Source organism: Uliginosibacterium gangwonense DSM 18521, from assembly GCF_000373965.1.
GTDB classification, from domain to species: domain Bacteria; phylum Pseudomonadota; class Gammaproteobacteria; order Burkholderiales; family Rhodocyclaceae; genus Uliginosibacterium; species Uliginosibacterium gangwonense.
Genome location: NZ_KB892834.1, coordinates 223,413 through 248,814, shown reverse-complemented (window position 1 = coordinate 248,814; position 25,402 = coordinate 223,413). Strand labels below are relative to the sequence as shown.

At 59.3% G+C, this 25,402-nt stretch carries 27 protein-coding genes; 22 read left to right on the top strand and 5 right to left on the bottom strand.

Annotated elements, in window-relative coordinates:
• Window positions 1–32: 32 nt before the first annotated feature.
• The 7 genes from mrdA (at window position 33) to lipA (ending at window position 7,164) form a co-directional block, all read left to right on the top strand.
• Entirely contained in the window at window positions 33–1,928 is a 1,896-nt protein-coding gene (gene mrdA, locus B145_RS0101140; protein WP_018604571.1) for a penicillin-binding protein 2, read from the top strand.
• Entirely contained in the window at window positions 1,921–3,051 is a 1,131-nt protein-coding gene (gene rodA, locus B145_RS0101135) for a rod shape-determining protein RodA (protein ID WP_018604570.1), read from the top strand. The genes mrdA and rodA overlap by 8 nt, the downstream gene beginning before the upstream one ends.
• Before the next feature lie 68 nt (window positions 3,052–3,119).
• The gene (locus B145_RS0101130) at window positions 3,120–4,118 is read left to right on the top strand and encodes a septal ring lytic transglycosylase RlpA family protein (protein ID WP_245541810.1); all 999 of its coding nucleotides are present in this window, start codon (window positions 3,120–3,122) and stop codon (window positions 4,116–4,118) included.
• Window positions 4,115–5,281 carry a D-alanyl-D-alanine carboxypeptidase family protein gene (locus tag B145_RS23975; RefSeq protein WP_018604568.1) on the top strand — a complete coding sequence of 389 codons (1,167 nt, stop codon included), beginning with the start codon at window positions 4,115–4,117 and terminating at the stop codon, window positions 5,279–5,281. The genes B145_RS0101130 and B145_RS23975 overlap by 4 nt, the downstream gene beginning before the upstream one ends.
• A gap of 68 nt (window positions 5,282–5,349) precedes the next feature.
• Entirely contained in the window at window positions 5,350–5,562 is a 213-nt protein-coding gene (locus B145_RS0101120; RefSeq protein WP_245541817.1) for a YbeD family protein, read from the top strand.
• Window positions 5,559–6,200 (top strand): lipoyl(octanoyl) transferase LipB, encoded by a 642-nt coding sequence (gene lipB / locus B145_RS0101115; RefSeq protein ID WP_018604566.1) that lies wholly within the window; start codon window positions 5,559–5,561, stop codon window positions 6,198–6,200. Before B145_RS0101120 ends, lipB begins: the two co-directional genes overlap by 4 nt.
• 13 nt (window positions 6,201–6,213) lie before the next feature.
• Window positions 6,214–7,164 (top strand): lipoyl synthase, encoded by a 951-nt coding sequence (lipA, locus tag B145_RS0101110; protein WP_018604565.1) that lies wholly within the window; start codon window positions 6,214–6,216, stop codon window positions 7,162–7,164.
• A 254-nt stretch (window positions 7,165–7,418) separates the two neighbouring features.
• Here lipA and B145_RS0101105 read toward each other — a convergent pair whose 3' ends face one another.
• On the bottom strand, window positions 7,419–8,717 hold the full coding sequence (locus B145_RS0101105) for an HD-GYP domain-containing protein (protein WP_018604564.1): 1,299 nt from the start codon (window positions 8,715–8,717) through the stop codon (window positions 7,419–7,421).
• Between the two features lie 303 nt (window positions 8,718–9,020).
• Between B145_RS0101105 and B145_RS0101100 the strand changes: the two genes are divergently transcribed.
• The 7 genes from B145_RS0101100 to B145_RS0101070 all read left to right on the top strand — a co-directional run bounded on the left by B145_RS0101100 (window position 9,021) and on the right by B145_RS0101070 (window position 14,550).
• Window positions 9,021–10,229 carry a CmpA/NrtA family ABC transporter substrate-binding protein gene (locus B145_RS0101100; RefSeq protein ID WP_018604563.1) on the top strand — a complete coding sequence of 403 codons (1,209 nt, stop codon included), beginning with the start codon at window positions 9,021–9,023 and terminating at the stop codon, window positions 10,227–10,229.
• A 90-nt stretch (window positions 10,230–10,319) separates the two neighbouring features.
• A complete protein-coding gene (locus tag B145_RS0101095; RefSeq protein ID WP_018604562.1) occupies window positions 10,320–10,946 on the top strand; it encodes a LysE family transporter in 627 nt (208 codons plus the stop codon).
• Window positions 10,943–11,413 carry a hypothetical protein gene (locus tag B145_RS0101090; protein ID WP_018604561.1) on the top strand — a complete coding sequence of 157 codons (471 nt, stop codon included), beginning with the start codon at window positions 10,943–10,945 and terminating at the stop codon, window positions 11,411–11,413. Before B145_RS0101095 ends, B145_RS0101090 begins: the two co-directional genes overlap by 4 nt.
• A gap of 179 nt (window positions 11,414–11,592) precedes the next feature.
• Window positions 11,593–11,949, top strand: a complete 357-nt coding sequence (locus B145_RS0101085; protein ID WP_018604560.1) for a DUF1840 domain-containing protein — start codon at window positions 11,593–11,595, stop codon at window positions 11,947–11,949.
• Window positions 11,946–12,947: an NAD(P)/FAD-dependent oxidoreductase gene (locus tag B145_RS0101080; RefSeq protein ID WP_018604559.1), complete on the top strand. Its 1,002-nt coding sequence runs from the start codon at window positions 11,946–11,948 to the stop codon at window positions 12,945–12,947. The genes B145_RS0101085 and B145_RS0101080 overlap by 4 nt, the downstream gene beginning before the upstream one ends.
• Before the next feature lie 126 nt (window positions 12,948–13,073).
• Window positions 13,074–13,724, top strand: coding sequence for an MBL fold metallo-hydrolase (locus tag B145_RS0101075; protein WP_018604558.1), 651 nt, complete (start codon window positions 13,074–13,076; stop codon window positions 13,722–13,724).
• A gap of 106 nt (window positions 13,725–13,830) precedes the next feature.
• On the top strand, window positions 13,831–14,550 hold the full coding sequence (locus tag B145_RS0101070; protein ID WP_018604555.1) for a response regulator transcription factor: 720 nt from the start codon (window positions 13,831–13,833) through the stop codon (window positions 14,548–14,550).
• Window positions 14,551–14,639: 89 nt separating this feature from the next.
• Here B145_RS0101070 and metK read toward each other — a convergent pair whose 3' ends face one another.
• A complete protein-coding gene (gene metK / locus B145_RS0101065; protein WP_018604553.1) occupies window positions 14,640–15,803 on the bottom strand; it encodes a methionine adenosyltransferase in 1,164 nt (387 codons plus the stop codon).
• A 232-nt stretch (window positions 15,804–16,035) separates the two neighbouring features.
• Here metK and B145_RS0101060 point away from each other — a divergent pair, with 232 nt between their 5' ends.
• From B145_RS0101060 to B145_RS0101040, 5 genes are read left to right on the top strand one after another with little or no spacing between them, the layout of a single operon-like run.
• A complete protein-coding gene (locus B145_RS0101060; protein WP_245541809.1) occupies window positions 16,036–16,911 on the top strand; it encodes a lysophospholipid acyltransferase family protein in 876 nt (291 codons plus the stop codon).
• Window positions 16,908–17,780 (top strand): lysophospholipid acyltransferase family protein, encoded by an 873-nt coding sequence (locus B145_RS0101055; RefSeq protein ID WP_018604550.1) that lies wholly within the window; start codon window positions 16,908–16,910, stop codon window positions 17,778–17,780. The genes B145_RS0101060 and B145_RS0101055 overlap by 4 nt, the downstream gene beginning before the upstream one ends.
• 32 nt (window positions 17,781–17,812) lie before the next feature.
• Window positions 17,813–18,226, top strand: a complete 414-nt coding sequence (locus tag B145_RS0101050) for a CoA-binding protein (protein WP_018604548.1) — start codon at window positions 17,813–17,815, stop codon at window positions 18,224–18,226.
• A gap of 17 nt (window positions 18,227–18,243) precedes the next feature.
• Window positions 18,244–19,089, top strand: coding sequence for a diaminopimelate epimerase (dapF, locus tag B145_RS0101045; protein ID WP_026258703.1), 846 nt, complete (start codon window positions 18,244–18,246; stop codon window positions 19,087–19,089).
• Window positions 19,086–19,757, top strand: coding sequence for a DUF484 family protein (locus B145_RS0101040; RefSeq protein ID WP_018604544.1), 672 nt, complete (start codon window positions 19,086–19,088; stop codon window positions 19,755–19,757). The genes dapF and B145_RS0101040 overlap by 4 nt, the downstream gene beginning before the upstream one ends.
• 106 nt (window positions 19,758–19,863) lie before the next feature.
• Here the strand turns inward: B145_RS0101040 and B145_RS28480 are convergent, their stop codons facing one another.
• Complete coding sequence (locus B145_RS28480; protein WP_018604542.1) at window positions 19,864–20,139, bottom strand: EF-hand domain-containing protein; 276 nt, start codon at window positions 20,137–20,139, stop codon at window positions 19,864–19,866.
• Between the two features lie 276 nt (window positions 20,140–20,415).
• Between B145_RS28480 and xerC the strand changes: the two genes are divergently transcribed.
• On the top strand, window positions 20,416–21,336 hold the full coding sequence (gene xerC, locus B145_RS0101030) for a tyrosine recombinase XerC (protein WP_018604540.1): 921 nt from the start codon (window positions 20,416–20,418) through the stop codon (window positions 21,334–21,336).
• A gap of 61 nt (window positions 21,337–21,397) precedes the next feature.
• Complete coding sequence (locus B145_RS0101025; RefSeq protein WP_018604538.1) at window positions 21,398–22,012, top strand: LysE family translocator; 615 nt, start codon at window positions 21,398–21,400, stop codon at window positions 22,010–22,012.
• Window positions 22,013–22,045: 33 nt separating this feature from the next.
• Here the strand turns inward: B145_RS0101025 and B145_RS27130 are convergent, their stop codons facing one another.
• Both B145_RS27130 and B145_RS0101015 read right to left on the bottom strand, forming a co-directional pair.
• Window positions 22,046–23,452: an EAL and HDOD domain-containing protein gene (locus B145_RS27130; protein WP_018604536.1), complete on the bottom strand. Its 1,407-nt coding sequence runs from the start codon at window positions 23,450–23,452 to the stop codon at window positions 22,046–22,048.
• 63 nt (window positions 23,453–23,515) lie between these two features.
• Window positions 23,516–24,460, bottom strand: a complete 945-nt coding sequence (locus B145_RS0101015; RefSeq protein WP_018604535.1) for a CysB family HTH-type transcriptional regulator — start codon at window positions 24,458–24,460, stop codon at window positions 23,516–23,518.
• A 137-nt stretch (window positions 24,461–24,597) separates the two neighbouring features.
• Between B145_RS0101015 and B145_RS0101010 the strand changes: the two genes are divergently transcribed.
• On the top strand, window positions 24,598–25,380 hold the full coding sequence (locus B145_RS0101010; RefSeq protein WP_018604534.1) for a sulfite exporter TauE/SafE family protein: 783 nt from the start codon (window positions 24,598–24,600) through the stop codon (window positions 25,378–25,380).
• Window positions 25,381–25,402 lie beyond the last annotated feature (22 nt).

Genomic DNA, 25,402 nt, shown 5'->3' with positions numbered 1-25,402 from the left:
CCGCGCCCTGAGCGCTGCAGTGACCCCAAACCATGGATCTTAAAGCCCCCGAACAGGAACTCTCCCGTTTCCGCGCCCGCGTGGCTGTGGCGGGGGCGTTCGTGCTCATCTGCTTCGGCCTGATCGTGGCGCGTTTTGTCTACCTCCAGGTGATCCGTTACGACTACTACTCCACGCGTGCCGAAGAGAACCGCATCTCGCTGCTGCCTATTGTGCCCAACCGTGGGCTGATCATGGATCGTAACGGTTTGGTGCTGGCCCGCAACTACTCGGCCTACACGCTGGAAATCACCCCTTCCAAGGTGCGCAACCTGGAAGACACCATTGATGATCTATCCGAACTGATCGACATCCAGCCCAAGGATCGCAAGCGCTTCAAGAAACTGCTCGAAGAGAGCAAGAACTTTGAATCCCTGCCGATCCGAACGCGCCTGAGCGATGCCGAGGTGGCGCGATTCATTGCCCAGCGCTACCGTTTCCCCGGAGTGGATATCAAGGCACGGCTGTTCCGCCAATATCCGTTTGGTGAGTTTGCCTCGCATGCCCTGGGCTACATCGGGCGTATCAACCAGGCGGAAATGGCCAAGATTGAAGACGATGACGATCTGGCGGCCAATTACCGGGGGACGGAACACATCGGCAAGATCGGCCTGGAGCAGAGCTACGAGAAGGAGCTGCACGGGGTGACTGGCTTTGAGCAGGTGGAAGTCGATGCCTCGGGCCGGGCCGTACGTTCATTGGCCCGCACGCCTCCTGTTCCAGGCAACAACCTGCAATTGACCATTGATGCCGATCTGCAACGCATTGCCGAAGAAGCCTTTGGCAATCGGCGGGGTTCGCTGGTGGCCATTGAACCGGGTACCGGCGGGGTACTGGCGTTGGTATCAACGCCACGCTTTGACCCCAACCTGTTTGTGGATGGCATCACACCTGATAACTGGGACGTGCTCAACAATTCGCTCGACAAGCCCATGGTCAACCGGGCGCTCAATGGTGCCTATCCACCCGGCTCCACCTTCAAGCCCTTCATGGCCCTGGCCGCGTTGGAAACCGGCAAACGGGCAGCTACTACGGTGATTGCCGACCCTGGTTACTTCGTTTTTGGCAACAATACCTTCCGCGACGACAAAGCTGGCGGGCATGGCATGGTCGACATGGTCAAATCCATCGTTGTGTCTTGCGACACTTACTACTATTCACTCGCCAACGACATGGGGATCGACCTGATTGCCAATTTTATGGGTAAGCTGGGATTGGGGTCGAGAACGGGGATCGATATCGAAGGCGAATCCGTGGGGGTGCTGCCTTCGCCTGCCTGGAAAAAGAAGCGCTTCAAGAAGCCCGAACAGCAAAAGTGGTACGCAGGGGAGACCATCTCCATCGGCATCGGCCAGGGCTACAACGCCTATACTCCGATCCAGCTCGCCCATGCCACGGCGACCCTGGCGGCAGGCGGGGTGATGTTCAAGCCGCATATCGTCAAATACGTGATTGATGCGCAAAGCGGCGCCAAACGCATGATTGAGCCGACACCGATCGCCAACCTGGGCTTCAAGCCCGAGCACCTGGATGTGATCCGCAAGGCCATGGTCGGTGTGACCACGGGCGGGACAGGCGCACGCGCCTTTGCCGGAGCGAAATATGAGGTGGCCGGCAAGACCGGGACGGCCCAGGTGTTCTCGCTCAAGGGCAGCAAGTATCACGAAGGCGCAGTCAACGAACGCATGCGTGACCACGCGCTCTTTATCGCCTACGCGCCTGCGGACAAGCCCAAGATTGCCTTGGTGGTGCTGGTGGAAAACGGGGGCTTCGGGGCGGCCACGGCGGCCCCTATTGCACGGCAGGTGCTGGACTACTACCTGCTGGGCATCAAACCCAAGGGGGCTGTGGAAGACGACTCGGGCGCGGAGGGTGACACCGGTGATTGATATTCGCGGATTGGCCTGGCGGGTGATTCGCCCGATTGACCCGGCGCTGCTTGCGATCATTGCAGGCATCCTCGGGTTTGCCTACATTGTGATGATGAGTGCTTCGCCAGATCGCATGTCTTCGCATCTGACCAATATCATCGTCAGCCTGTTGGTGATGTGGCTGGTGGCCACCCAGGAACCCCAAAAACTGCAAAACATTGCCGTGCCGCTCTATGTGGTCGGTTTCCTGCTGCTGGTGGCGGTGGCTTTGTTTGGGGACGTATCCAAGGGCGCGCGCCGCTGGTTGAACATCGGAGTGGCGCGTATTCAGCCTTCCGAACTCATGAAGATCGCCATGCCGTTGATGTTGGCGTGGTACTTCCAGAAGCGCGAAGGCGTACTCAAGGTGCGGGACTTCTTCGTTGCAATCTTTATCCTGATGTTGCCCGTGGCGTTGATCGCCAAGCAGCCAGATCTGGGGACCGCCATCCTGGTGCTAGGGGCCGGGTTTTTCGTGATCTTTTTTGCGGGCCTGTCGTGGTGGTTGATCGTGCCTGCTGGCGTCTTGGGCGCGGTGGCAGTGGCCGGGGTGATCATGTACCAGTCTCAGATCTGTGCCCCCGAAGTCCAGTGGCCAGGGCTGCATGATTACCAGAAACACCGGGTGTGCACCTTGCTGGACCCCTCGTCTGACCCACGCGGCAAGGGCTTCCATACCATCCAGTCGACCATTGCCGTTGGCTCCGGGGGCATGATCGGCAAGGGCTGGCGCAATGGTACGCAGACGCACCTGGATTTTCTACCCGAGCGGCATACCGACTTTGTGCTCGCCGTGGTCTCGGAGGAGTTTGGCTTGGCAGGCGTTCTGTTGCTGCTAGTCTTGTATTGTCTGTTGATCGGGCGTGGCCTGCTGATTGCCAATAGCGCCCCCACGCTGTTTGCCCGCCTGCTGGGCGGATCGATCACCATGATCTTCTTCACCTATGTGTTTGTTAACATGGGGATGGTCAGTGGTATCCTGCCGGTGGTAGGGGTACCCTTACCCATGGTCAGTTACGGGGGAACCGCTTTGCTCACACTTTGTTTTGGAGTCGGCATCCTGATGTCCATCAAACACCAACGCCGCCGGGTGCCCCGATGAATTGGCTGGGGCGAGGTCTTTGCCTTGCAGTGCCGCTTTTGCTGGCGGCCTGTGCTGAGTCGCCCCCGATGCCGGTGCAATCCCCGGCGCCTGTAGCGGGGACTGCGCCACAAAAGGCGGCGCCTGCGAGCCCGACCGCCCAAGCCCGGCCCCCCGTGGTCACCAAGCGGGGAGGGGGCTTCTACAAAGATGATGGCCCTGGGGAGAATCCCCCGGCGGACATGGATGCCATCCCCGATGCCGAGCCGCATGCTGAGCCCCTCTTGGCCTCTGCCAACCGGCCCTACAATGCGCTGGGGCAGACCTATGTCCCCTTGCAGCAGGTACAGCCCTACAGCAAGCGTGGCGTGGCCAGCTGGTATGGGCGGCGCTTCAACGGCAAGCCCACTTCCAGTGGTGAGCCCTACGACATGTATGCCATGACGGCGGCCCACCCGACCCTGCCGATTCCCAGTTATGTGCGTGTGACCAACCTCGCCAACGACAAATCGGTGATCGTGCGCGTCAACGACCGTGGCCCATTCCACAGCAGCCGCATCATCGACCTCTCCTACACCGCAGCCTGGAAGCTCGGCTATGTTGAGCGGGGAAGTGCGGAGGTGATGGTCGAGGCGATTGTGCCGGATGAAATGGACATGGTGCTGGCCAGCTCTAGCAGGAAGCCTGCCAGAAAAGCACCTGCACCGGTGCAGACTGCCAAGGCCGAACCGGCAGCCTCTGGCAAGTCCGCAGGCGGTGTGGAAGCGCCTACCCCGACCAGCAATGCGGTGCCCGTGGCCGCAGCGGTGAGTCCGGTTGCTGTGGCGGCAGCCACTGTGCCCAGCCCGGCGGCGACGGGCAGTATCTACTTACAGTTGGGCGCGTTTGCCACCAAGGCACATGCCGACAGCTTCCGTGATTACGTCGTGGGGGAGCTGAAATGGCTGACCCAAGGCGTCAGCAGCCAGTTCGGGGGCGACAAATATCGCCTGCATCTGGGGCCTTTCCTGAGTGTTGAGGAAGCGCGTGAGGTGGCGGGTAAGATTGCACAGGCGATCAAGCTCCGGCCCTTCCTGGTCATGAGATGAGTGTTGGGGCGCAGGCAGCCACGCGGGCAGCCACTCAGGCAACTAGACTGCTGATCCTGTGTATGGCGCTGTGGAGCGCCACTGTCGAGGCTGCCGTTGCCCTGCCCGCAGTGAATGCCCGTGCTTGGATACTCTATGATCCAGGCAGTGAGCAGATTCTGGCCCAGCACAATGCCGATCAACGCCTGGAGCCTGCCTCGCTGACCAAGCTGATGGGCGCCTACCTCGTTTTCAAGGCCCTGCATGAGCGGCGCCTGGATCATCGCCAGCAGATCGAACCCTCACCCAACGCCGCCGTGCCAAACGGCGCCGCCATGCATCTGCAGGCAGGCAAGTCCGTCAGTGTGGATGAGCTGATGCTGGGCATGCTCGTCGTCTCCGCCAACGATGCCACCCTCGCGCTGGCTGAGACCCTCGGTGGAAGCGAAGCCGGATTCGTCAGTCAGATGAATCAGGAGGCCCAGCGCCTGGGGCTCGCCAATACCCACTTTCGCAATGCCACCGGGCATTCCATGCCTGAGCACTACAGCAGTGCGCATGATCTGGCGCGTCTGGCCACGGCAATCGTGCGCAGCTATCCGGAAGAGTATTCGCTGTTCTCCCGCCACGAAATCCGCTACGGTGATCTCTCGCAACTCAACCGCAACCGGCTGCTGTGGCTGGATGCCACAGTGGATGGCATGAAAACCGGGCAGACCGAGGCCGCAGGCTGGTGTCTGGTCGCCTCCGCCCTGCGCGAGCCACGGCGCCTGATCGTGGTCATTTTGGGTGCATCGTCCGATAATGAGCGCTTTGCAGACGCCCAACGCCTGCTCAACTATGGCTATCAGGCTTTTGATACAGTGCGTCTGCATCAGGAACGCCAGGCCCTCAAGCGTCTGCCCGTGTGGCTGGGGAAGGCGCCGAGCGTTGAAATCGGCTTGCGCGAGGACCTGATCCTCTCCGTTCCCGCAGGGCGAGCCGCCAGCCTGACCGAGCGGCTGCGTTATCATGATGCCTTGCGCGCACCTTTGCGTGCCGGAGACCCCGTCGGTAGCCTGCTGGTCAGCCTGGATGGTCAGCAATTGGGCGAGTACCCGGTACAGGTTCTTCATGACGTACCTGCCGCCGGTTGGCTGGGGCGCTCCTGGGATCGCCTGCGCTTGTGGCTGAAAAATTTTTGAAATGAAGGACTACTGTGGCTGAATCCGAAACCCTCCTTGAGTTTCCCTGCGACTTCCCCCTCAAGATTATGGGCAAGCGTGAAGACAGCTTCGCGCAAACCGTTGCGGAGGTCGTGCAGCGGCATGCACCGGACTTCGATCCTGCCACCATGGAGATGCGCCCCTCCTCCAAGGGCAACTATCTGGCGCTGACCTGCACCATTCGTGCAACCTCCAAGTTACAGCTCGATAACCTGTACCGCGAATTAAGCTCACACCCCATGGTCAAGGTGGTGCTGTGAATCAGGCGCCAACCTTGCTGCGGCGCCCGCTGGGACTGGTGGATTACCAGGAAACCTGGCACGCCCAGCAGCGCTTCACGGCAGAGCGCGGGGCAGAAACCCCTGACGAATTGTGGTTGTTACAGCATCCGCCGGTCTATACACTAGGTTTGGCCGGAAAACCTGAGCATTTGCTCCAGGCCAGTGCAGATATTCCCCTGGTCAAGATCGACCGGGGCGGGCAGATCACCTACCACGGGCCGGGTCAGGCCGTGGTCTATCTGCTCATCAATCTGGCCCGGCGCCAGCTCAAGGTGCGCGAGCAGGTCCGCCTGATGGAACAAGCCATGCTGGATGTACTCGCTGGCTATGGCATCCAGGCCGAGCGGCGGGAAGGTGCGCCCGGCGTATATGTGCGTGACGCCAAGATTGGCGCATTGGGGCTCAAGATCAGCCGTGGCTGCAGCTACCACGGCCTGTCGCTGAACGTGAGCCTTGATCTGGCCCCTTTCCGGCGTATCAACCCTTGTGGTTACGAGGGGCTGCGCAGCACCAGCATGGCCGAAGAAGGTGCGGAGACAAATGTGGACGAGGTGCTGGACAAACTGGCATCCCGGTTGAGCGAACTGTTAGAACGCGACTACCCCGTCGCACCCTGAAAAGACCAGAAACATGACGACCGAAGCCCCCAAGAAGCAACGCGGCGAACAGAAAACCGCCCGCATCCCCATCAAGATCGTACCGGCCGAGAAGCTGCGCAAGCCGGAGTGGATTCGCATCAAGCTCGGTTCTGCCGAAGAAACCGCCCGCTTCAACGAGATCAAAGACACCCTGCGCGACCACAAGCTGCACACCGTGTGCGAAGAAGCCTCCTGCCCCAATATCCACGAATGCTTTGGCAAGGGCACGGCCACCTTCATGATCATGGGGGACATCTGCACCCGGCGCTGCCCGTTCTGCGACGTGGGCCACGGCCGCCCCGATCCGCTCAACCCCGAAGAGCCTACCGAACTGGCCAAGACTATCGCGGCGATGCGTCTGAATTACGTGGTGATCACCTCGGTGGACCGGGATGATCTGCGCGACGGCGGCGCCCAGCATTTTGTCGACTGCATCCAGACCACCCGCGAAGCCAGCCCGCGCACCCGCATTGAAATTCTGGTGCCGGATTTCCGTGGTCGCATGGACATTGCGCTGGACATCTTCAATCAGGCCCAGCCGGATGTGATGAACCACAACCTGGAAACCGTGCCCCGTCTGTACAAGGCCGCCCGCCCCGGTGCCGACTACGCTTGGTCGCTCAAGCTCCTGCAGGAATTCAAGAAGATGCACCCCGAGGTGCCCACCAAGTCCGGCCTCATGGTCGGCCTGGGAGAAACCGACGAGGAAATCCTCGAAGTGATGCGTGACCTGCGCGCCCATGACGTGGAAATGCTCACCATCGGCCAATACCTGCAGCCCTCCGGCGGCCACCTGCCAGTGCTGCGCTATGTGACGCCCGAGACTTTCAAGATGTACGAGACCGAAGCCCTCAAAATGGGCTTCAAGAACGCCGCTTGCAGCCCCATGGTGCGCTCCAGCTACTGGGCAGACCAGCAGGCGCATGGCGCGGGGGTGGTATAAACCTCATCCGCCCATGTTTCTGAAAAGGCGCGTCCCCCGGGCGCGCTTTTTTGTGCCTGCTCGGGATTCACGAATTCCCGGCCAAGCATTGCGCGCCCCGTTCAAGGGGCAAATTATGAAATCGCCCCAGAATTACTCCAATTGCATATTTATGGCAGTGCGGATTTATTTGTATTGATTAAATACGTAGGCTGCACCGTGCAGGGGGTGCTGAACAAAACGAGGCGGAGAGTTTATGCTTTTGAGGTTTTAGCCTAGCTTGCTCCTGCCAGGGCGTTGGAGAATTCCATCAGGCAGTTCTGGTCTTCCAGCGCCAGCGTGCTATCCCGCATGCTGTTTGCGGCAATCTCACGGGCCAACTTATTGCAACGCCATGCGATCTCGTGCAGCACGCAACGGGCTTCAAAACGATAGCCCCCAAGCTCCACTTCGCTGAAGGCATCTGCCAAGCTGCTCAGTTTCTCAACCCCAGTGCTGGTAAAGGCGCGCTGCAAACGTACAAAGCGGTTGAAACCACTGTCAAGGGTCAGCTTGGTTTGATGGCTCATATGGGGGTGCAGGGTCTTGAGGCGTTCGTAGGTTTCCAGCACGGTACCCATGCCCAATAATGTCTGGTGGATTTTGGCCGGGAGCGGGTCCGTGGGGGTGGGCGCCTTGTCGCTGATCTGGGATTCCAGCAAGCCATGCAGCAATTCGCTGATGCTATTGACCAGATGGGTATCGAATTCACCGGGGATGAATTTGAGCGCGATGTCGATGCGTCGGTAGGGATACTCCTGCAGGATCAGGGACGAGATAAAGGTTGCCACCCCCAGGATCATGCCGCAGGTGGAAAGCCCGGCCCCCTGTATGGCACGCGGATAGCCAAAACCATCCAGCGTTTCATGATGCTCCAGGATGCCGCGCTGGCTGAGTTCTTCCATCCCCAGCACTTCGCGGGCCAGGGTTGCACCAATGACTGGGTGGGCAGAATATTGCAGCCATTCCATTGGGGCGAGGTGCTCATGCTGTTTGACGATCTCGGGGTCGATGTATAACTCTCCGATGTCATGCAGAATGCTGGCACGGGCGACCACATCCATCCATTGCGCATCCTTGCGGTGGCTGACATGGGCGAGCCCCAGGGCCAGCAAGGTGACCAGCACGTCGTGTCTGCGGGCCGATGGGTTGCGCCGCGCCGCGAGGGTCAGCAAGGTTTTGGCTTGTGAGGGAAACCTGAGATCGGCAAGCAGACGCAGCGGGGTGAGATTTCCCAACTGCCATGCGGTGAGTGCTTTGAGCTGGGGGAACTCTGCCAGCAACTCTTCTCCGACGCGGGCATAGTCCAGCGCATCTTCGCCAGCAATGCTCAGGCTCACTTCCAGTGGTTTGAGCAACTTGTGATTGACCACGCGCTCATAGAGCTTTGAGCTGACCCGCGTACCACGGGCAACCAGCTTGATGCCGTTTTGTCCGTATACATCTTCTGCGACTTCAATCTCCTCTTCCTCAGAGAGTTTGACGAGCGCATTCAGAAAATGTCGGTTGGTGGGATCAATGGTATCTCGGGTCATGGGCACATTCCGTATCAGCGTTAACGCCTACGGCGCCAAACCGGCGAGCTTGAGCCACCAGCATGTAAATTTTACGGTGAGAAGCGCTCAAATTGGTGCATTCCCGCTCGCGCTGTGAATGGTATGGCACGCACCCGACTCTTCTTGTGTACAGGGCGGAATTAATAAAGCAATGAATTTTAAGGAATTATTGGTTTCTGGCATACAGGATGCTTATGACAAAGTGGATTCCACTACCCTTGGCATGGTTTGTATCGCAGCTATGGGTTTCGGACTCTTTCCCCCATCACAGAGAGTCGCAGCATGCAGCACAACAGTGACACCATCAGCGAGATTGCCCCGGAATGCGCCCCGGTAGTCGGTGCATGGGTAGAAGGAAGCGAACGGCCAGAGCTGAATGTGGTGGATATCGGCTTTATCCCGCTTACCGATTGCGCCTCGGTAGTGATGGCCCACCTGCTGGGGTTTGATCAAAAGTATGGTGTCCGTTTCAACCTGATCAAAGAACCCTCCTGGGCGGTGGTGCGCGACAAGCTTGTGGCGGGCGATCTGCATGCCGCGCAGGCCCTGTATGGCCTGGTTTATGGCGTGCACATGGGCATTGGCGGCCCCAGGAAGAACATGGCCCTGCTGATGACGCTCAGCCATAATGGTCAGGCGATTTCGCTTTCAAATGAGTTGCGCGACAAGAAGGTGAGCAATGGCACCGCGCTGGCCCGCCTGATTGCCAAAAGGGAGCGCTGCTACACCTTTGCCCAGACCTTCCCCACCGGCACACATGCCATGTGGCTATACTACTGGTTGGCCGCACATGGCATCCACCCCTTCCAGGATATCAAGACCATTGTGGTGCCACCGCCGCAGATGGTGAGCAACATGCGTATCGGCAACATGGACGGGGCCTGCATGGGTGAGCCCTGGAATCAGCGCCTGATTGCCGACAATATCGGCTTTACCGTCGCCACTTCGCAAAGCATTTGGCCGGATCACCCGGAAAAGGTCTTGGCGGCGAGTGCGGATTTTGTGGCGCGTTACCCGCGCACTGCACGGGCGACGATCTGTGCCATTCTGGAAGCCTCGCGCTGGATCGACGCCAGCCCGCTCAACCGCAGCAAAACCGCAGAGGCCATTGCGGCCAAGGCCTACGTCAATACCGATACCGATGTCATTCGCTCACGGATGATCGGGCAGTATGAGAACGGCCTGGGCAAGCGTTGGACCGATGCGCACGCTATGCGGTTTTATAACGATGGGCAGGTGAATTACCCCTATCTCTCCGATGGCATGTGGTTCCTCACCCAGCACCGGCGCTGGGGGATGCTCAAAGGGGAAATTGATTATCTGGGCATTGCCCGGCAGATCAACCAGATTGATCTTTACCGGCAGGCGGCGGAGATTGCCAAAGTGCCCCTGCCTACAAGCCCGATGCGTAGCGCCACCCTGATGGATGGTGTGGTGTGGAACGGAGAAAATCCGCAGGCATACCTGGAGCAGTTCAAGATCCGAGCCTGACGCGTTGCGTTCATCCATTGCCTGCAGTAAACGCATCCCCTTGCTCTACAATGCAAAACTCCAGTTGTTGCACAGGGGCAGGGGGTATCAATGGGCTTACACACGTGGCTTGCGTTTTTTGTGGCGGCATGGCTGATCAGCCTGTCGCCAGGGCCGGGCGCTTTGTCCTGCATGACAGCCGGTATGCGCCACGGTTTCTGGCATGCCACCTGGAATATTGTCGGCCTGGAACTGGGCGTCGCCTTGCTGGTGGCGGTTGTGGCTACCGGCTTGGGCACGGTGCTGAGCGCCTCCCTATTGGTGTTTTCCATCATCAAATGGGGCGGGGTGGCCTATCTTGTCTATCTGGGCGTGTGCCAGTGGCGTGCCGCACCCGTTCCCGTTGTGGATGCATCCCAGGGGATGCCTGATACGGCCACGCGCCGGGAATTGCTGATGCGCGCATTCCTGATCAACGCCAGCAATCCCAAGGGCATTTTGTTCATGCTGGCGGTATTGCCGCAGTTCATTGATTCGCATCAGGCTCAGGCCCCGCAGTATCTGATCTGTCTGGCTACGTTGTTGTTTACCGATATCGTGGTGATGTGTGGCTACACGCTGCTGGCGGTGCGGGTACTGCACGTGTTGCGCGATCCTGGGCACCTGCGCTGGGTCAATCGTTGCTTTGGTGGCTTGTTTGTGGGGGCGGGTGCCCTGTTGGCGGAGTTCCGGCGATGAAATCCAAAATACTTTTGCTGGCGGTTTTGATGCTGGCTGGATGTGGCGGCGGTGAACAAGCCGTGACGCGTGAGAGCAGCCCTTCGGCCAATGTGCGCGGCAAGCTCAAGGCGCTGGAGGCCAAACCCATTGATCTGGTGACCAACTGCCGGTTCAAGAACGAAACCGGCTATTCCGGCACGATGAGCGCAGAAATACGCGATGGCATCGTCAAACGTTTGAGCACTTCGGTCAAGATTCCTGATCAGGGCAGTTGCAACTTTGAGTGGGATGGCTTTGTGCAGCGCCAGCGTCTGCCATCGATTGAACTGTACAATTCGCACGACGGCTGCACCGCCAAGATCTGGCAGCAGGGGCGGCAGGTCACGGTCAGTTACTCAAACTGTGCGCAGCGCTGCACGTCCAGTACGGCTTTCAAGTACGTTTGGCCGGTGCTGGTGGATCGTTCCCGTGGGCATTGTGATTGATGCGTGGGCTTTTAGGGATGAGACTGTGACTGTGTAGCTGCACGCTTTACGTTCCACATCAATCTTGGTTGTGCCTGTGCAGTAAGATCAGGGGCAGGTTCTAGAATAAAGTGAAGGCGCTCCATAGTATGGGGGTTATCGTGGATCGCTTCTTGTCTGTCCTTTTGTTGGAGTCTCCTATGCTGATCACCTTCTATTCAAATGCCGACGCTGATGTGATCATGTTTGGTGAGGTGGGGCGTGCCATGCTTGCCGTGTTGGGTAAAGACCCGCAAGCCAGGGATGGGATTGTGACGGTCGAGCAGTTGCCTGCTGCGCTGGCGGCCTTGCAGGCAGCTATAGACGCGGATCACCGGGAACGCTCACATCGCGCGGTGGCTGCAATTGATACCGAAGAAGAGGATGAGCACGCTGCCCGCAATTCGATTATCAGCTTCGCGCAACGTGCCTACCCTTTGCTGACCATGTTGCAGTACTCCATCCGTGAGAAGGCTGCCGTGACTTGGCATGCCAGTGGGAGCTGCACGGATAAATGAGCATGGAGGAAGGTTTGGTTGAGTGTGCCCCGGTGCTGGTGGTGGGGGCTGGACCGGCGGGGATGTCGTGTGCCTTGTGGTTGCATAACTTGGGGCTGCGCCCCTGGCTGATTGATCAGGCGGGCGAGGCAGGGGGGCTGATGAACGCCAACACCCTGCCCAACAACTGGGTGCTGGGGCAGATCGCCCAGACCGGGCCGCAGATGGCCAGCCAGTTTGCCCGTCACCTTGCCAGCCTGCCCATTCGTGTGGATATGGGCGTTGAGCGCTTTGCCGTAAATCGGCAAGGAGATGCGCTACAGGTTGCGGTGTGGACGACCCAAGGGGTGGTTCATCAGCCCTGTGCGGCGGTAGTGTTGGCAACCGGCACGCGGGTACGTGGGCGTGAAACGCTGGGCGGTATCCCCGGCATTGATTCGATTGAAGCCCGGCGTGTGTGCTACGGCCCGGCTGCGTTTGAGAATCTGGCGTTGGCAGCCCAAGGGCGTACCGTCATCATTGGTGGTGGCGACAACGCGGTGGAAAACGCGCACATGTTGCTGATGGCAGGGGGCGAGGTGGTGTTGCTGGCACGCTCGGAATTTCGCGCCCAGGCCGCTTTGATGAGCCAATTGATTGATCAGCCCCGTGTGCGTCTCTTGCAGCAGGCCAGCGTACAGCAGATCGAGCCGACAGCGGCAGGCATGGCCTTGAGCATCTCTTCCCCGCAGGGGCTGGAATCCATTGAGGCCCAGCGCTTGCATGTGCTGGTGGGCTATGAACCCAATGGCAATCTGGAAGCGAGTTTTGAAGCCGGAGTCTGGTCTGCCATGCAGCATGATGCGCAGGGCTATCTGTGCGTGGATAGCTGGGGTCGCTGTGGGGCCAAGGGGATTTACGCCGCAGGCGATGTGTGCAACCCGGTATTTCCCAATGTGGTGAGTGCCATGTCACAAGGTGCGCAGGTAGCCAAAGTGATTGAACGGGATTTGCGCCTGGGCAAATGTCTTGGCGAGTAAAAAACTATCTTCTGTCAAGAATTGGGGACGCTATACTTGCCACCTCTGCACAGGGTGCGTAACGTGCAGGGGTGGCCGGGGCACAATGCGATGCGCGGCCCGCGTTGAAAAATAATCAGGATCTGTATGGCCCTTCAGTACAAAATCATTCCCGTCACCCCCTTCATGCAGAATTGCAGCGTGATATGGTGTGACCAGAGCGGAGAGGCTGCGGTTGTAGATCCTGGTGGGGATGTGGAAATGATTGAGGCCGGTTTGCGTGAGACCGGTTGCAAGTTGGTGCGCGTGGTGCTGACCCACGGCCATCTGGATCACGTGGGTGCCGCCAGGGTATTGGCGGACGCGCACAAGGTGTCGATTGATGGGCCTCAGCGTGAAGATGCATTTTGGCTGGATTCCCTGCCTGAACAATGCCGGATGTTTGGTTTTCCGAGGATAGAATCCTTTAGCCCGGATAGATGGTTGGAGGAAGGTGACACGATTGAAGTGGGCGGAGAATCCTTGGCGGTGCTGCATACGCCGGGTCATACGCCGGGGCATATTACGCTTTTTAGCACCACTGCCCGTTTGGCCATTGTCGGAGATGTGCTGTTTTCTGGTTCTATAGGCCGTACTGATTTTCCGCGTGGCAATTATGCTGAATTGATCAGCTCAATTCGCAATAAACTTTGGGCACTGGGGGACGATGTAGCATTTATCCCTGGACATGGGCCGATGTCTACGTTTGGTCAGGAAAGGGCAACGAATAGTTTTGTTGGGGATTTTGCCGATTACTGATGAACGGCATACCCCAAAAGTGAAGTAATGCTGAATACATTGCAGCATTTGTGGTTAGAATGAATTTGCACCAACCAGGACTTGAAAAGGTTCGCTGGAGACGGACATGCGTATTGCGGTACTAGAAGACGATCCCACCCAGAAATTGCTGCTCACGACTTGGCTACGTGAAGCCGGGCATGACGTACATGATTTCGCACTCACTCGTGAGCTGCAGCGTTTTGCTGCGCGCGAGAGCGTGGATCTGTACCTGCTTGACTGGATGGTGCCGGATATCTCCGGCAAGGATTTTTTGCGTTGGCTGCGTCAGGAACGCCATGACGAAACGCCTGCGATCTTCGTTACCTCGCTTGACGCGGAGGACGATGTGGTCGGAGGGCTGGCCGAAGGCGCGGATGATTTCATCATCAAGCCGGTCAGCCAGCGCGTGCTGATGTCGCGGATCGACGCCGTGCTGCGGCGAAGTAAGCCGCGAGACACCATTGAACAGATCGTGGCCCCGCCCTATCTGATTGATCCGCAGCGCAAGCTCATCAAGCTCCATGAGGACCGGGTTGATCTCACCGAGAAAGAGTTTGACCTTGCGGTCTTCCTCTTCCGCAACGTGGGGCGGCTGGTTTCCCGTGGGCACATGCTGGAATCGGTGTGGGGGCGCAACCCTGACTTGGCGACCCGCACAGTGGATACCCACATCTCGCGCGTGCGCGGCAAACTCAAGCTGCGGCCGGAAAATGGCTACCGCCTTGTGCCTACCTACAACTTCGGCTATCGCCTGGAGCGGGTGGATGCCAATGAGCCGGATAGCGAAGGCATTCCCGAAGAGTGAGCAGCTTCTGCCCCTATAGCAAAAGGCCGCATCAGCGGCCTTTTGTATTTTGACCGGGGCGCAGGTGGCTCGCCCCGGTTGAGCGGGTATTAGAACCCGGCGCCAGCACGCAGGGCGGCAGCCTTGTCGGTTGCTTCCCAGGTGAATTCCGGCTCGTCGCGGCCAAAGTGGCCGTAGGCGGCGGTCTTCGAGTAGATCGGGCGGAGCAGGTTGAGGCTCTGGATGATGCCCTTCGGACGCAGGTCGAAGTTCGCTTCGATCAGCGCGACAATCTTCTCGTCGCTGATCTTGCCGGTGCCAAAGGTGTTGACCGACAGGGAGACCGGGCGGGCCACGCCGATGGCGTAGGCGATCTGCACTTCCACACGGTCAGCCAGACCCGCAGCCACGATGTTCTTGGCCACGTAGCGGGCCGCGTAGGCGGCGGAACGGTCAACCTTCGAGGGGTCTTTGCCCGAGAACGCGCCACCACCGTGACGGCCCATGCCGCCGTAGGTGTCGACAATGATCTTGCGGCCGGTCAGACCGCAGTCCCCGTGCGGGCCACCCACCACGAAACGACCCGTCGGGTTGATCAGGTAACGCACCTTGTCGGAGAGCAGTTCCTTGGGCAGTACCGGCTTGACGATCTCTTCGATCACGGCTTCTTCGATCTGCGCGTGGGAGACTTCCGGGCTGTGCTGCGTGGACACCACCACGGTGTCGATGCTTACCGGCTTGTTGTCGACGTAACGCACGGAGAGCTGGCTCTTGGCATCCGGGCGCAGCCAAGGCAGGCGGCCATCCTTACGGACTTCAGCCTGACGCTGCATGATGCGGTGCGCGTAGTAGATCGGCAACGGCATCAGGGAGGCGGTTTCGTTACAAGCGTAACCGAACATCAAGCCTTGGTCGCCCGCGCCTTGTTCCAGATCCAGCCCTTGGCCTTCATTCACGCCTTGAGCGATGTCGGGGGACTGACGGTTGATCGCGGCCAGCACGGCGCAGCTCTTGTAGTCAAAACCGATCTCGGAGTCGTCGTAGCCAATGCGGCGCACGGCGTTCTGCGCGATTTCGCGGTAATTGATGTGGGACGTTGTCGTGATTTCACCGGAAATCACTACCAGACCGGTGGACACGAGTGTTTCGCAGGCCACACGGCCCTTGGGATCTTCTGCCAGGACGGCATCCAGCACTGCATCGGAAATCTGGTCAGCGACTTTATCGGGATGGCCTTCGGAAACCGATTCCGAAGTAAACAGGTATTCAGCCATGTTACGGCTCCTAAAAAAACAAAAAACCCCGGATGATCGTCGGCGCGGCCGACTCCGGGGTTTTTGGTGAGCGGTCGACGCTTTAGCAGTATTTGCACGTCCGCCCTGCAAGTTGTCTGTTTAACTCGGCGGATTTGTAATTATAGACGCAACTAGCCCCTATAATGCAAGCGTCAAGGGAGGGCGTAGCTTGCGCCTGCCAGATTTTGTCCATTTTTGCATTGTTATCGAAGTGCGTCTTTCTCAACTGATTCCCCCTTTATTCCGTTTATTGGCCCGCATACCGCTGCCCATCCTGCACGCCTGGGGCGGTCTGCTGGGGTGGCTGGTGTATCTTTGCAGTGCAGCCCAACGTCGCCGTACCCGGGCCAATATGGCCTTGGCCCTCGGGCGCAGCCCGAAAGGGCATGAATTGCGTAAAAATGCGCAGGAAACCGGCCGGATGATGTTTGAGCTGCCATTTGTCTGGTTGCGCCCGCTCGACGAAGTCTTGGCCAAGGTGGTTCGGGTGGAAGGCTGGGAGAAGGTCGAAGCCCTGCGTGCAGCAGGCCGTCCAATGGTGGCGCTGACCCCGCATCTGGGCTGCTTCGAGATCATCTCGCTGTACATCGGCGCACGCATGCCGATGACTGTGCTCTACCGTCCCCCAAAACTCACCGAAGCCGAGGCCTTTCTGCGCGCTGGGCGGCAGCGGGGGCAGATCCAGCTTGCCCCTGCCGATCTGTCTGGGGTGCGGCGGCTCATCAAGGCAATGCGCCAGGGCGAGGCGACCGGCCTCTTGCCTGATCAGGCTCCTGGCAAGGGCGAAGGGGTGTGGGTGCCTTTCTTTGGCCGCCCTGCCTACACCATGACCCTGGCTGCACGCTTGTCGGAAGTCCAGGGGGCCGGGGTGCTGCTCTTCTGGGGCGAGCGCATCGCGGGCAAGGGCTGGTGCATCCATGTGGAAGAGTTGCAGGAAACACTGGATGGCAGCATTGATGCGCGGGCGGCAACGCTCAACCGCGAAGTCGAGCGCATCATCCTTAAGTGCCCCTCGCAGTATCTGTGGTCCTACAATCGTTACAAAGTTCCGGCTGGCGTAACGTCACCGGTTTCATCTGAATCATGACCCGAGTCATTCTATTTTTCCTCTGGTGTTTCCATTGGCTGCCCCTACCTGTGCAGGCCGCCTGGGGCTGGTTGCTGGCACAACTGCTATATGTAGCGGTGGTGCCGAGGCGTCGGGTGGTGCTGACCAATCTGCGCCTGTGTTTTCCTGAATTGAGCGAGGCCGAACGCCGCCGCATGGCACGCCGCATCGTGGTGGCGGTGACGCGTTCGATGCTCGAACGGGGCGTGATCTGGTGGGCCTCTGAATCCCGCATCCGCAAACTCGTCGAATTGCGCGGTGTGGAGAAAATCCGCGAATTCCACGCCCAGGGGCGGGCCGTGGTCATACTCGTGCCTCACTTTGTGGGCCTGGATATGGCCGGTAGCCGCATGGCCATGGAAATGGACTGCGTGAGCATGTACTCCGCGCAAAACGACAAAGTGCTGGAGAAAATGCTGCTCCATGGCCGCCTGCGTTTTGGCAAGCAGGAGCTGCTCTCGCGCCAGGATGGCATTCGTGGCGCAGTCAAGGCGCTCAAGGCGGGCCGCCCCTTCTACTACCTGCCGGACCTGGATTTTGGCCCCAAGGAATCGGTTTTTGTGCCCTTCTTTGGCGTGCAGACGGCGACTGTGCCAGGCCTGCCGCGTATCGCCAAGCTCGCCCGGGCCGTGGTGGTGCCGCTGATTGTGCGCATGAAGCCCTGGGGCCAAGGCTATCTGGCCGAATTTGGCGAACCCTGGCAGGATTTCCCCGGTGAGGATGCCGTGGCGGATACGGCCCGAATGAATGCCTACATCGAAGCCGAAGTGCGCAAGAGCCCGGAGCAGTATTATTGGGTGCATAAACGTTTCAAGACCCGCCCGCCGGGCGAGGCAAAATTCTACTGAATCCTTCTCTATCGTTCGTCAGGAGCCAAACCATGTTTGCCAACCCGAGTGAAGACGATCTGCGTAGCCTGCTCAAATCCGTCAAGACGATTGCCGTGGTCGGCCTCTCTCCCAAGGAAGACCGCCCCAGCTACCATGTAGCCGCCGGTTTGCAGAAACTGGGATTCAGAATCGTGCCGGTTCACCCGACGGCTGACACCATCCTGGGGGAGAAGGTATATGCTTCCCTGCGCGACATCCCGTTTGCCATTGATGTGGCCGACGTGTTTCGGGACCCCGCGCATATCGCCCCGATCATCGATGATGCAATTGCCATCAAGGCCCCTCACCTGTGGTTGCAGGAAGGGGTGGTCAATGAGGCCGAGGCCCTGCGCGCTCAGGCTGCAGGCATGCAGGTGGTGATGGATCGCTGTATCTGGCGTGATGCGGTAGCTTTGTTGGTCTGATGCGGGATAATGCAGGGATGAAACTTCAATTCACCAAGATGCAGGGCCTGGGCAACGATTTCGTCGTGATCGACGCGATCAACCAGCCTGTGCACATGAATGCTGCGCTGGCCCGCCAGTTGGGCGACCGCCGCTTTGGCGTGGGCTGCGATCAACTGTTGATCGTGGAGCGCCCCAGCCAGCCCGATGTGGATTTCCGCTACCGCATCTTCAACTGCGAAGGCTCCGAGGTGGAACAATGCGGCAACGGCGCGCGCTGCTTTGCACGCTTTGTGGTCGATAAGGGGCTGACCCGCAAGCATGCCATCCGGGTTGAAACCAAGGCTGGCATCATTGAGCCACGCCTGACCGAAGATGGGCTGGTGACGGTCAACATGGGCGTGCCGGCGCTCGATGCCAAGCGCATTCCCTTTGTGGCCGAGCAAGATGCAGTTGAGCATGATTTGCTGGTTGATGGGCACGCGCTTTCGATCACCGCCGTGTCGATGGGCAACCCGCATGCTGTACAGGTGGTGGCTGATGTGGAGGCCGCCCCGGTAGAACATCTGGGACCCTTGATTGAGCATCATCCGCGCTTTCCGGCACGGGTCAATGCTGGCTTCATGCAGATCGTCAATCGAGGCGAAATCCGTCTGCGCGTATTTGAACGTGGCGCGGGCGAAACCCTGGCTTGTGGCACGGGCGCCTGTGCGGCGGTGGTTGCGGGCATCCTGCGCGGCCTGCTCGATGCCGATGTCTGGGTTCAGACGCACGGCGGCAGCTTGAATATCAAGTGGGCGGGCCCAGGCACTCCGGTTTTGATGACCGGCCCGGCAGTCTCGGTGTTTGAAGGCGTCATCGAGATCAGTAACGAGATTGAATGAACGTGAACGGAATTCCGATGCAAGCAAAAGACATCAGCGATTATCTACAGGCACACCCCGAGTTCTTTGATGAAAACCCCGATCTGCTGGCGCACATCACCGTGCCCCACCCGCAGAACGGGCAGGCGATCTCGCTGACCGAGCGGCAACTGCTCACCCTGCGCGAAAAGCTCGCCCAGGTCCAGGGCAAGCTCTCCGAGTTGGTCGGGTTTGGTGAAGAAAACGACATGATTGCCGAAAAGGTGCATCGCCTGAGCCTGTCTCTGCTGCTGGCGGATACCTTCGAGTCGGTGAATCACACGGTGTACATGCACCTGCAAGATGATTTCTCGGTGCCACATGTGCTGTTGCGAATCTGGAACAGCATCCTCAAGCGCCCAAGCGAAGAGTTCATCGAGGTCAGCGAAGAACTACGTTTCTTCGCCGCCGATCTGCGCCAGCCTTACTGCGGCCCAGCGCAGTTTCCCGAGATTCTCGACTGGTTTGGTGAATCAGCCGAGCATCTGGCGTCCATGGCCCTGATCCCCCTGCGCCGCGATGCCCAGGTATTTGGCATGCTCGCCCTGGGCAGCGAAGACCCGCAACGCTTTTTCCCCGAGATGGGCACCATGTATGTCGAACGCATTGGCGATCTGGTCGGGGCGGCGGTACTCAAGCAGATCGGCTGAATCGGGCCGTGTGCAGAAAAAAGCCGGTCTGGGGGGCAGACCGGCATGAGGAGAAGCAAGGACGGGCAACGCGCTGTCGGTCGCGTTGCTATCCTGGGGTCATAAATCAGCGGGTGGGATTGATAGCGGCCTGGAACTCCTTCTCAGTCAAATATCCATCCTGGTTTGTGTCAGCAGATTTGAAGATGGCAGCCAGCTCAGGAATGGCGCTGGCTTCCTGCATGTCAATGACTCCGTCGTGATTGCGGTCGACATCGGCAAAATTCAGGTTCTTCAAATCCGGCGTACCTGCGGCCTGTACGCTGGAGAGCGACAGATACAGCAGGGACATCAGCAAAAAGCCGCGAGTGATGCGGGTTTGGGTGGGGTGCGAAAGTTTCAAGCGTCTCTCCTTCTTGAGTGAATGGGGGAGGAGCGTGGCATAGTGGCCGCACTCACCCTGGTGTATTCGCAAACCCTGTGCCATATTTGAAATTGTTTTGTAAACAAAGGCTTGCGTGACAAATGCAAGTGTCGGTCTGTCGCCCGGCGGCGACACATTCATCATGCTGATGAATATCCGCCCCAAGAAATCAACAGATTAGGCATGTCGGGTGGGGGCGACACTGCTTCAGGCCGCATCTGGCAGGGTAACTTTTCCGCGAGTTAGGAGTTCGTTTTGCGCAAGTCTATACAAGCCGTTCAAGCTCCCGTTCTGGAAGACGCCTTGGCGGGCTACCTTGATTATCTGGCTACCCAGCGGCGCATGTCTGCACATACATTACGTGCCAGCGAGATTGATTTACGCAAATTGCATGAACTGAAAGCCGGGCGCTCGCTTGAAGCGCTCAAGATGGCAGACATCCGGCGCTTTGCCGCCCGCCTGCATATGCAGGGGCTGGAGCCGCGTTCCCTGGCGCGTGTGTTGTCAACCTGGCGGGGGCTTTATCGCTGGCACGTCCGTCAGGGGCGTCTGGCCCACAACCCTGTGCTGGATGTGCGGCCACCTCGCGGCGCCAAACGTCTGCCCAAGGCCCTGTCGGTTGAGCAGACGGGGGCGCTGCTCGATGCCCCGGTTGAGGGGCTGCTGGAAATTCGGGATCACGCCATATTCGAGCTGTTCTATTCCTCCGGCCTGCGTCTGGCCGAATTGTCCGGGTTGGATGTCAGCGGCATGTATTCGGTGCAGGGCGATGAAGTGATCGTGTTCGGCAAACGTAGCAAGACCCGCAGCGTACCTGTCGGCGAGGCCGCACGGCGGGCCTTGCGGGCGTGGCTGGCAGTGCGGCCTCAGCTTGCTGCTGCGGGCGAAGCCGCCTTGTTCGTGAGCCAGCGCGGCACCCGCCTGTCAGACGCGATGATTCGCGTCCGCCTGGGGCGCTGGGCCAAAACCAAGGGGCTGCCGGTGCACGTGCATCCGCATATGCTGCGCCACAGCTTCGCCACCCACATGCTGCAATCATCAGGGGACCTGCGGGCCGTGCAGGAACTGCTGGGGCACGCCGACATCCGCACCACCCAGGTCTATACCCATCTTGATTTTCAGCATCTGGCCAAGGTCTATGATGCCGCCCATCCCCGTGCCCGCAAGAAAACCTGAGGCTTGTTGGCGCGGCAGGATGAGGGGATGATGTAGGCAACGATCTGTTTGGGAGTCCGCAATGGTGTCGGTTGAATTCCTGATTACATCCCTGGTTGTGGTGCTGATCCCCGGCACCGGCGTGGTGTATACCATTTCTACCGGGCTGTTTCGTGGTGCGCGTGCCAGCCTGTTTGCGTCTCTGGGCTGCACGCTCGGAATCGTTCCGCATCTGCTGGCTTCACTATTGGGCTTGGCCGCGATTTTGCACATGAGTGCGCTGGCCTTCCATACGCTCAAATACATTGGCGTGGCCTACCTTTTCTATCTGGCTTGGTCGGCCTGGCGTGCCAAAGGGGCTGCACGGCTGGATGCAGAGGGGGATGAACGTGGCATGGCATCGGTGGTGCTCCGCGCCGTGATGCTCAACTTCCTCAACCCCAAGCTCACGCTGTTTTTCCTGGCCTTCATGCCGCAATTCATTTCGGTGGATGCTGGCGCACCCGTGCTGCAAATGCTTACGCTCAGTATTGTTTTTATGGCGATGACATTGCTGGTCTTCGTGGTGTATGGCGTGGTTTCGGCTGCATTGCGTGCTTACGTACTCAGGTCTCCATCCATCCTGGGGTGGTTGCAGCGCAGTTTTGCCGCCGTCTTTGCCCTGTTGGGGGTCCGTCTGGCCCTGGCGGATCGCTGATTGCCAGCAAGCGCGTCGCTTGTCAGGCATTGCTTAGATGTCTGTAGCATCCACCGGCTTGGCCGAAATTTCCGCCACCCAGTTGATGGCTTCTATCTGATAGATGCTGATCTTGCTGGTGGTCAGCCCCAGCATCAGCGCATATTTGCAGATTTCATGGGAAATACCCCGTTCGCAGGCGTCGGCCAGGGATAAATACATGCCGTAAGGGCCTTGGCGGTGGAGCAGCGCTTCATTCATCACTTCCGGCAGGCGCAATGGCTGGATTGCGGTTGCCAGCGGCACTTTGAGCGCCACATCTAGCATGGAGAATAGCCCGAGCACGAAGAGACGTTCGCATTGCTCGGGGGGAAGGCGCTGGCTGCCTACCCGTTCCAGGAAGCGGGCGCGAATCAGGGCTACTTCGGTGAGTGCTGCATCCCGCATCGCGCCGCCCGAGAGCAGCACCAGGGTGAGCCAGCGGTCCAACTGATCCTGGCCGAGCATGACCAGCGCCTGTTCGATTGATGAGATTCTTTGGTTGAGCCCCTGTGCGGCGGCGTTAACGTAACGCAGCAGACGGTATGACATAGCCATGTCCTGCTTGAGCACCTGGGCAATGGCGCGGAAGTTCGATTCCTCCCGGATTTGGTTGATGAGCGAGGCCACACCAAGCATTTGGGGCGAGAGTTCGTTGCCGCTCCAATCCTGGCGACGCGTGACGAAGCTGCCGGAAAAGCGCTTGCAGCCGAGTTTGCGCGCCAGTTCATAGTCCTCAATGCTGCCAACATCCCAGGCGCCCAGGTGCAGGTGGCGGTGTGCTTCGTGGATGCGGCGGAGGATGTCGACCGTTTCAATGGGTAGCCGTAAGGCCATGCGCACCGTTGTGCCGTAAGCAATGTCCGCTAGGCTGGCAAACCAGGGGCTGTCCGGGCAATCATCCAGCCACACCTGATGCCCGGCGGCCTGCATGGTGGCAAGGGTTTCACGGGTATCTGCGCCTGCGCTGTGTTCCAGGTTGTTGGCCAGCAACAGCACATGGGCTTGTGGAGGCAATCGGCTGGTTCCCAGGCGCATCAGACTGGCCTCGGTGAGCTGCACCCAGACGCTGCGCTCACGCAATGGGCGCTGGCGCAGGCTCATCAGGTGGTCCAGCAGCATGCCGTCGAGAAAGCGCCGGGTCATTGTGCGCTGGGTGTTGAGCTTGTCTTGCAATTCGCCCCGGATGAAGAACTCGATGCCACGCACAGCCAGTTCTTCGTCGAGCACCTCTCGATGGACCAGAACGGCTTCACCCGCTTGGGCCGGGGCATCGACCGCCGGGAGGATGGCTGGTGGGACGGATTGGGCTGCCCCACCCATGGCAGGCGCTGGGGGAGGGGGCGCTTCTGGTATGGCTGCGTTGGCAGGGCTGGTGGGCCGGGGGCCGAATCCGAACAGGGCTTTCAATCGTTCAAGCACACACAGACTCCATGAACGGATGACAAAGTCTTTTACGGCACCTGCCCCGCCGTTCTGAAGCGCCTACAGCCCTGGGTCGCTACCGCTGGTGCCATCAATGGCGGCACTGATCATCTTGCGCGACAAGTGTGGGGCGAAAAGCTCGATGAAGGCATACGCATACCCTCTTAGCCATGCGTTGCGGGGCAGGCCGATGCGCGTGGTGGAGGATTCAAACAGGTGTGAGGCATCTATCGCTTGCAAGCCACGATCCACAAGGGGGTCGAAAGCCATGCTGGCAATGATGCCCACGCCCAGGTCCATGGCCACATAGGTCTTGATCACATCTGAATCCAGCGCGGTGAGGATCACATTGGGGCGCAGGCCACGCGAGAGGAAGGCGCGATTGATGGCGCCGCGCCCGGCAAAGGCCGAGTCGTAGGTGATGACCGGAAAGTGGGCGATGACCTCCAGGCTCAGTGGATTTTCACGCAGGATCGGGTGCCCTGGCCGGGCGATGATGCTGCGGTTCCATTGGCGGCAGGGCAGGGACACCAGTTCCGGGTAATCGGCCAGCGCCTCGGTGGCAATCCCGATGTCCGCTTCACCATTGAGCACCTGCTCGGCAATCTGCTTCGGGTTGCCCTGGTGGATGTGCAACTGAACTTTGGGGAAGCGGCGCAGAAACTCCGCCACGATCGGCGGCAGTGCATAGCGGGCCTGGGTATGGGTGGTGGCGATGGTGAGCTTGCCCGCATCTTCATCCACAAACTCCCGCCCCACCTGGCGGAGATTGTCTGCCTCGCGCAGCATGCGCTCGGCGATCTTGAGCACCTCCTGCCCCGGCTCGGTGATTTCGGTCAGACGCTTGCCATGGCGGGCAAAGATTTCCACCCCCAGCTCTTCCTCCAGCAGGCGAATCTGCTTGGACACCCCCGGTTGAGAGGTAAACAGCGCATCGGCTGCATCCGACACCGAAAGCTTGTGTTTGGTGACCTCCAATACATAGCGGAGTTGTTGCAGATTCATGGGCAGTCCTTTGATGCACACACAGAAGTAAAACGTATATTACAAATTCTTCTAAGTAGCAAACAAAAATCCCGGGTACCTCTCTATATCTCCTAGGTACTATTTGACCCAACGCAAAACTCTCGGAAAGCAAGCTCATGGACTTCCTGTACCCCGTCGCCGGATTCGTAGTGGGCGCGATTGTTGGCCTGACAGGGGTCGGCGGTGGTTCCCTGATGACGCCGCTGCTCATGCTGTTATTCGGAGTTTCACCCTCCGTGGCCGTGGGCACGGATCTGCTCTACGCCTCCATCACCAAGAGCGGTGGCACCCTGGCCCATAGCCTGCGTGGTACGGTGGATTGGGCCATCACCCGCGCACTGGCGCTGGGCTCCATCCCTGCCGCCGCGCTGACCCTGTGGGTGGTACACAATTTTCTGCCCGGTGGGCTCGAAGGCGCCAAGGGGCTGATTTCCTTTTCCCTGGGGATCGCACTGGTTCTGACTTCCGTGGCGCTGGTGTTCCGCAAGAAGCTCCAGGCCTTTGCCCTGAGCCGCGCACCGAGTCAGCCCAATCCACGCCGCACCTTTGCCCTGACAGTACTGACAGGGGCGATACTGGGCGTGCTGGTGTCCATCTCCTCAGTAGGCGCAGGGGCTTTGGGTGTGACGGCGCTGTTTTTCCTGTACCCTTCCTTGCCTGCGCATCGGATTGTGGGTTCAGACATCGCTCATGCTGTTCCCCTGACCCTGGTTGCCGGGATCGGCCACTGGATTGTGGGCACTATCGACTGGATGCTGCTGGGCAGCCTGTTGGTTGGCTCCCTGCCCGGCATCTGGGTGGGTAGCCTTGTGTCAGCGAAAATTCCAGAGAAGGTTCTGCGCCCCATTCTGGCAGGCATGCTGGTGCTGATCGGCTCGAAACTCATTGTTGCATATTGAAAATCCCCCGCGAGAAAGATTG

Coding starts and splice junctions, on each gene's coding strand:
- B145_RS0101055 (WP_018604550.1), top strand. CDS start 16,908: ATGACCCGAGTCATTCTATTTTTCCTCTGGTGTTTCCATTGGCTGCCC.
- B145_RS0101040 (WP_018604544.1), top strand. CDS start 19,086: ATGAACGTGAACGGAATTCCGATGCAAGCAAAAGACATCAGCGATTAT.
- dapF (WP_026258703.1), top strand. CDS start 18,244: ATGAAACTTCAATTCACCAAGATGCAGGGCCTGGGCAACGATTTCGTC.
- B145_RS23975 (WP_018604568.1), top strand. CDS start 4,115: ATGAGTGTTGGGGCGCAGGCAGCCACGCGGGCAGCCACTCAGGCAACT.
- B145_RS0101090 (WP_018604561.1), top strand. CDS start 10,943: ATGAAATCCAAAATACTTTTGCTGGCGGTTTTGATGCTGGCTGGATGT.
- B145_RS0101100 (WP_018604563.1), top strand. CDS start 9,021: ATGCAGCACAACAGTGACACCATCAGCGAGATTGCCCCGGAATGCGCC.
- B145_RS0101080 (WP_018604559.1), top strand. CDS start 11,946: ATGAGCATGGAGGAAGGTTTGGTTGAGTGTGCCCCGGTGCTGGTGGTG.
- mrdA (WP_018604571.1), top strand. CDS start 33: ATGGATCTTAAAGCCCCCGAACAGGAACTCTCCCGTTTCCGCGCCCGC.
- B145_RS0101075 (WP_018604558.1), top strand. CDS start 13,074: ATGGCCCTTCAGTACAAAATCATTCCCGTCACCCCCTTCATGCAGAAT.
- B145_RS0101025 (WP_018604538.1), top strand. CDS start 21,398: ATGGTGTCGGTTGAATTCCTGATTACATCCCTGGTTGTGGTGCTGATC.
- lipA (WP_018604565.1), top strand. CDS start 6,214: ATGACGACCGAAGCCCCCAAGAAGCAACGCGGCGAACAGAAAACCGCC.
- B145_RS0101010 (WP_018604534.1), top strand. CDS start 24,598: ATGGACTTCCTGTACCCCGTCGCCGGATTCGTAGTGGGCGCGATTGTT.
- B145_RS0101085 (WP_018604560.1), top strand. CDS start 11,593: ATGCTGATCACCTTCTATTCAAATGCCGACGCTGATGTGATCATGTTT.
- B145_RS0101015 (WP_018604535.1), bottom strand. CDS start 24,460: ATGAATCTGCAACAACTCCGCTATGTATTGGAGGTCACCAAACACAAG.
- B145_RS0101050 (WP_018604548.1), top strand. CDS start 17,813: ATGTTTGCCAACCCGAGTGAAGACGATCTGCGTAGCCTGCTCAAATCC.
- B145_RS0101105 (WP_018604564.1), bottom strand. CDS start 8,717: ATGACCCGAGATACCATTGATCCCACCAACCGACATTTTCTGAATGCG.
- B145_RS0101095 (WP_018604562.1), top strand. CDS start 10,320: ATGGGCTTACACACGTGGCTTGCGTTTTTTGTGGCGGCATGGCTGATC.
- B145_RS0101130 (WP_245541810.1), top strand. CDS start 3,120: ATGCCGGTGCAATCCCCGGCGCCTGTAGCGGGGACTGCGCCACAAAAG.
- B145_RS0101120 (WP_245541817.1), top strand. CDS start 5,350: ATGGGCAAGCGTGAAGACAGCTTCGCGCAAACCGTTGCGGAGGTCGTG.
- B145_RS0101070 (WP_018604555.1), top strand. CDS start 13,831: ATGCGTATTGCGGTACTAGAAGACGATCCCACCCAGAAATTGCTGCTC.
- metK (WP_018604553.1), bottom strand. CDS start 15,803: ATGGCTGAATACCTGTTTACTTCGGAATCGGTTTCCGAAGGCCATCCC.